Source organism: uncultured Nostoc sp. (assembly GCF_964245445.1).
Taxonomy (GTDB): Bacteria; Cyanobacteriota; Cyanobacteriia; order Cyanobacteriales; family Nostocaceae; genus Nostoc.
Genome location: NZ_CAXTNE010000418.1, coordinates 1 through 4775, shown reverse-complemented (window position 1 = coordinate 4775; position 4775 = coordinate 1). Strand labels below are relative to the sequence as shown.

The 4775-nt window shown below is 44.5% G+C and carries 6 protein-coding genes and 1 pseudogene; 4 read left to right on the top strand and 3 right to left on the bottom strand.

The features are described 5' to 3' along the window. Positions 1-35 precede the first annotated feature (35 nt). Together ACFE90_RS36395 and ACFE90_RS36390 are read right to left on the bottom strand one after the other, a co-directional pair. Positions 36-209 carry a hypothetical protein gene (locus ACFE90_RS36395; protein ID WP_375507105.1) on the bottom strand — a complete coding sequence of 58 codons (174 nt, stop codon included), beginning with the start codon at positions 207-209 and terminating at the stop codon, positions 36-38. 830 nt (positions 210-1039) lie between these two features. Beyond that, on the bottom strand, positions 1040-1303 hold the full coding sequence (locus tag ACFE90_RS36390; protein WP_375507104.1) for a hypothetical protein: 264 nt from the start codon (positions 1301-1303) through the stop codon (positions 1040-1042). A 40-nt stretch (positions 1304-1343) separates the two neighbouring features. On the opposite strand from ACFE90_RS36390, the gene ACFE90_RS36385 reads away from it, so the two are divergent. From ACFE90_RS36385 to ACFE90_RS36370, 4 genes are all read left to right on the top strand, one after another. After that, positions 1344-1928 (top strand): hypothetical protein, encoded by a 585-nt coding sequence (locus ACFE90_RS36385; RefSeq protein WP_375507103.1) that lies wholly within the window; start codon positions 1344-1346, stop codon positions 1926-1928. A 260-nt stretch (positions 1929-2188) separates the two neighbouring features. Next, complete coding sequence (locus ACFE90_RS36380) at positions 2189-2647, top strand: DUF1392 domain-containing protein (RefSeq protein ID WP_375507102.1); 459 nt, start codon at positions 2189-2191, stop codon at positions 2645-2647. Between the two features lie 43 nt (positions 2648-2690). After that, entirely contained in the window at positions 2691-3599 is a 909-nt protein-coding gene (locus ACFE90_RS36375; RefSeq protein WP_375507101.1) for a hypothetical protein, read from the top strand. Between the two features lie 146 nt (positions 3600-3745). Beyond that, entirely contained in the window at positions 3746-4408 is a 663-nt protein-coding gene (locus ACFE90_RS36370; RefSeq protein ID WP_375507100.1) for a hypothetical protein, read from the top strand. Between the two features lie 33 nt (positions 4409-4441). Here ACFE90_RS36370 and ACFE90_RS36365 read toward each other — a convergent pair. After that, a pseudogene (locus tag ACFE90_RS36365) lies at positions 4442-4723 on the bottom strand (IS701 family transposase); the annotation flags it as partial. Positions 4724-4775 lie beyond the last annotated feature (52 nt).

The following is a 4775-nucleotide window of genomic DNA, read 5'->3' as shown; positions in this document are numbered from 1 at the left end:
TCGCTACTATCCACATCTGGATTCACAAAATATTATTAGTGGGATAGGTTCTTGGGTTTAACGACAGAACCTTCAACACCCAGCGTCTTGTCAGGCACGATTTGAGCCAAGACATTCTCGCTTACTCCTATTGAGAGTGTCCCCACTAAAGAGATACAACCCCCAATCTTCCACTGCCAACCTCGACTGAACCAGCTTTTAGCAATCATCTGGTGGTTTCCTTAACATTTTTGCAAATCTCTACGCGCCCATCTCTCAATTACCTCTGTAGATGTATTTTCCGTATTTACTTCTCTTTATAGAGTTGGGTTTTTTGAAACCGACTTATTTAAATTAATTAGGATAAGTAAGCTGGCACAATCAAACCAAACTATGTAAATAAAAGTAAACAAGGCTCAAGCCCGAATGGCACTAATAAAAGCTGAAATACTTGCCTGGTAAGAGGTTTAGAAAACTAATAGTTTTAAGGTCGGGAATCAGAATAATCTGCAACTCTCAGTTTGCGATCGCTGCTTCATTAGCCTACGTTTTTCCAAAGTGATAGAACCCTTGTAAACAATACATTTGCACTTTTCTTAGTGCCATTCGCTCAAGCCCCTTTTTCTCCCTGCCCCTGCAATAACTGCTTTATCCCAATGATAATTCTTGACGCCAACCTACTTATTATAAAAGCTGTCAAAATCTTAACTATAATCGGCCTCATATAACAATTTTATTTATACGTATCATTTATCGAACAGAATTCAGGAGTCACGAGTCAGAATTCAGTTGGGTATTCTGTATGACTGGCGGATAGCGCAGCATTAGCGAGTCCGCGAGCGTCTGACCATTGCTGTTGAGGTTCCAGTTTTGTTATCAGTCTAACCTGGCGCTCACTCGTGGGTGAAATTTGTGATCTATTAGGACACATTTTTATGAGATTATCCACGACCACTGCAGGGCGAACGCACGGGATTTCTGAAACCCTTGCTGGATAAGGATATTGACGAAAAAATAGGCTAAATTTAAAAACGCCGAAACCCTTGCTATTAAGGGATTCTTATACTTTAGATGCGTTTGCCCTGACGACTACTGTACTTTCTATTAACCTGTACGGATAACGCCGCTCAAAACCAAAACGCTCACGGCAGTATTCTTCAAAGGTTTTATGCGTACTTCGGTACAGCTTTCTGTCTTGTAATTGCGTTAAGGCTTTACCCGCAAGGTAAAACGCTTTTTCTACTTGCCGTTCCAAGTGCAAGCGATCGCTTTGCTCCTCCTGGGTCAACTCTGTTACTTCAAATGACAAACTGATAGCCAGCATCAGTCATGACGACAACCACTTAACGCAACGCTGGGTAGTCATGGTCAACGATAAAGAATTATTTCGTGCCAACACTCTAATGCGTTGCGATCGCTTCATCTGCACTCACTACAAAGATGGCACACTGCTAGTAGAAGCTCTTGTGCAGGGGAGCATGGGTGCAGAGGGGAAAAACCTACAACAGCTTTCTCCTCTGCCCCTCCGCTCAAGAACCCCCATTCCTTCCTCTTCTACTGAAAACCAAATCATGGCGCATATCTTCAACGAGTGCCAGAATTATGGGTTTGAAGTTCTCGATGATGGCATTTACAACAACAACGGCGTGAAACTGGGGCAAGTCGGATGCACTGACCGGAACTGGTGGGTGAAGAAGCGTTGTTCAGGTCAGCAGCAGTATTCTAACTCCGTGTTTGATGCTGTGCGCTCATTGTCGATGGTGGATACATCGCTGGCTGAACCAGTTCACAAATACTTGCAATCCCGACCCTTAGAGCAACTGACTACTGAGGAATTACAGCAGTTGCTCTCTGCTGAAGTGGCTAACTGTGAGCAATTGCTAGACCTATCCTTTGAACAGTTAACCGCTCAAAACTGGCAACAGTTACGGGAGCCTGTAACAGCGTGAAGGGGGCAGGGGGAATAGAGGGCAGAGGTGCAGAGGGGAAAAATCTGTACAATCTCTCTCCTCTGCTCCCCTGCTTCTTTGCTCCTCTGCCTAACCCATCCCTTGATTCACCAATCACAACAATGCAACCCACAATATCGATTCCCAGACACTGGGGCTACCCTCGCTAAGGATTTTTAGGTTATTAATCTCAGGGGAGAAAATCATGAAACTTTACGCGAAAACTATTTCAGCTACTCTGCCAGATTGGGGAGAAAAGCATGATTGACCATATTAATGCATTCAAAACATGTTGGTATCTTTCTCCACCTTGGCGTGGAACAATTCCACCCGTTGAGGTGAATCTACTGGAGAGAGTTTACCTGAGAACCACGAGAACATTTGGCTATTGCTGCGGTATGCAATGGAAGCATGAGTGCTGGATTTATTCAATTGATTGCCGTAATGAAATACTCCACGCTACACAGAACCAAATCATCGGGACTGGAGAATTAGAAGCCATCAAAGTGCAAAAACCTGCCTTCGTTCTGGGCGAAAGAGTAATGCTCTGTTCTCACGACAAAGGAACAAAACAACGGCTGATTTTGGGGATTGGGCTTGTGAATAACTCTTGGTTTTACCTTGTTGAATTGGTGTCACCAACCTTAACTCAATCACGGACTATATGTAATCGTTTCTCACTGGTTGGTGAAAAAAGTTTGGTGCGCGTGAATGTCTAATTCTCTCTAATCAACAACGAAAAATTATCACCCAACTAAAGTTATGTCACAAATCGAAGTAGCTCAAATTATCGAACAGATAAAGCAAGAAATTACTGTTGACTCTAATGGACAAGGTAAAGCCAGTATTCGTGCAACTGCAAGGCTGGCAGATGTACAAGATTCTTCGCTTCGTCGTGCGTTACTAAGTGCGGCACTGCAACCCTCTGCATTAGCCCAAAGCCTTATAGAACAAGGCTTTAGCCCTGCGGTATTGGAAACCTGGAATGAGGGAATACCTGATATGGGTGTTGCTGCCGTTATTGAATATTACGCTTTTGATGCTGGGCGGCACTGCAAACAGCAAGCCAGACTTGTATGCAAAGCTTTTAACCGGATCGGTGTTCGCGCCTGGATGCAAGACATTATGGGCTGGACAAAACCCGCTACTCAACCACAAGAACAACCCAGTACACCAGCCCTCCCTCCAGTTGAACAGCGATTGCATACTCTTGTCCTGGCCATGAAAACTTTAGCTGAGTTAACTGGTGGCAGACTCAACCCATACATGGAACAGCAATTTAAAGACTATGCCGGAAACCTTTTGGCTGAACATAACAGAAAAATGTTGATTCCTTCAGAAGAACGCTGGCTTGGGGTTGTAAATTTTGCAGAGAGCGAACTTGGAAAGAAAGTCCCTATCAGTGACCCTCACTATCGCGGACATCTTGGGACATGGGTGAGAACATTTTACCCACAGTTAGGCGTAGGCGTAGCCCGCCGAAGGCATCACCAAGAAACGCGATTGGTTAACGGTGTACAGCAGCCCATTTATGTCTACGCTTGCCACGAGCCGGCTGTTGCGGCTGGGTTGACCAAAGCTGTAGAAGAATTTTTCGCTCATCCCAGTCTTGGTGCAGCGCTAAGGCAGGCAGGTGCTTTCGTTAGCAAGAAAGAACAGGTATTGGTTTAATAGCCATCAGTCTTCAGTCTTCAGTTGCCTGCATCTTTCTTACTACTGGCTACGTAACCATTACTTGTGGGATCTACTTAATTTATATGAACAACTGTAAAGCCTGTCCATTAAACAGAAAATAAGTAACGGATAAGGATAGGTTAATGACACGATTTCATGATGAAAGAGCCGCCGTAATCGCCGCTCAAATCGACCAAATAAATACAACCGGTTGGGAGTCTGCGTGTGACCTTGCACTACAACAACATCTAGTAAAAGGCGGATTACCCCCAGTAGAAGCAGTATTGCGTTTCGATATGTTCCGAAAAAGAGCGCAAGATACAGCTGATAAACGACAAGCAATTTGGGCAGAACAAGTAAGCCAAGGCATTAGCGGAATCGAGTGGTACACCGTTGAGTACGGCGGCATGACTGTGGAGCTTCCCAGACTGTGTGAGGAGTTAATGCTCGTTCCTGGTGATAAGGAAATTTTGATGAATTCCAAGTCGGTGGCGCTCGACTTTCTTGCACATTGGAACCTCGCCTTCAAGTTGTGGCGTTATGACCGCGAAACTGACGAGCGCTGGCTTTCATTTGGGTGGAGTCAGTTTTACGCCGAATACATCAGCCGAGAATGGGTGGAAGTATGGGCTGAGGATGAAGTTTACCAGATTCTTTTACCAGATGGAACATTTCAGGATAAGCCTACATTCGCCATCAATGCTTGCTGTTGCTGGGGTAATCCAGAAGCAATCCACCGTACCTCTGCATACTCTGATTCTGGCTCAAGCTGGTTTCAATGGAATAATTTTACGCCTTGGAGATAGAAGCGATCGCTATTAATGGGACTTAAACAAAAATTAAATCCAAATGTAGCCCAAACTAGCTTTATAGGCGGCAAATACGTCACGATTATGGGTCAACCAATCAAAAAACCGATAAGACATAGCTGTTCTAAAAGCCTCTAAAGCTTCAGTAAAGGTGTTCAAAGATTTGTTCGCCCACCTTCGTCTTAAGCCCCCAGTCATTTGATGCCAAAGAATAAAAGTATAGGCACAAAAAACCAAGATAAAATGTCGGAGTAGACTTCTTTTGTCCCGGACTTGATATTCTTTTAGTCCTAGCCAACCCTTAGCTTCCCGGGAGCAACGCGATTTGGTGAGGTAGGATCAAAAACCAGCGATCGCTAACAAC

Coding starts and splice junctions, on each gene's coding strand:
- ACFE90_RS36395 (WP_375507105.1), bottom strand. CDS start 209: ATGATTGCTAAAAGCTGGTTCAGTCGAGGTTGGCAGTGGAAGATTGGG.
- ACFE90_RS36390 (WP_375507104.1), bottom strand. CDS start 1,303: ATGCTGGCTATCAGTTTGTCATTTGAAGTAACAGAGTTGACCCAGGAG.
- ACFE90_RS36385 (WP_375507103.1), top strand. CDS start 1,344: ATGGTCAACGATAAAGAATTATTTCGTGCCAACACTCTAATGCGTTGC.
- ACFE90_RS36380 (WP_375507102.1), top strand. CDS start 2,189: ATGATTGACCATATTAATGCATTCAAAACATGTTGGTATCTTTCTCCA.
- ACFE90_RS36375 (WP_375507101.1), top strand. CDS start 2,691: ATGTCACAAATCGAAGTAGCTCAAATTATCGAACAGATAAAGCAAGAA.
- ACFE90_RS36370 (WP_375507100.1), top strand. CDS start 3,746: ATGACACGATTTCATGATGAAAGAGCCGCCGTAATCGCCGCTCAAATC.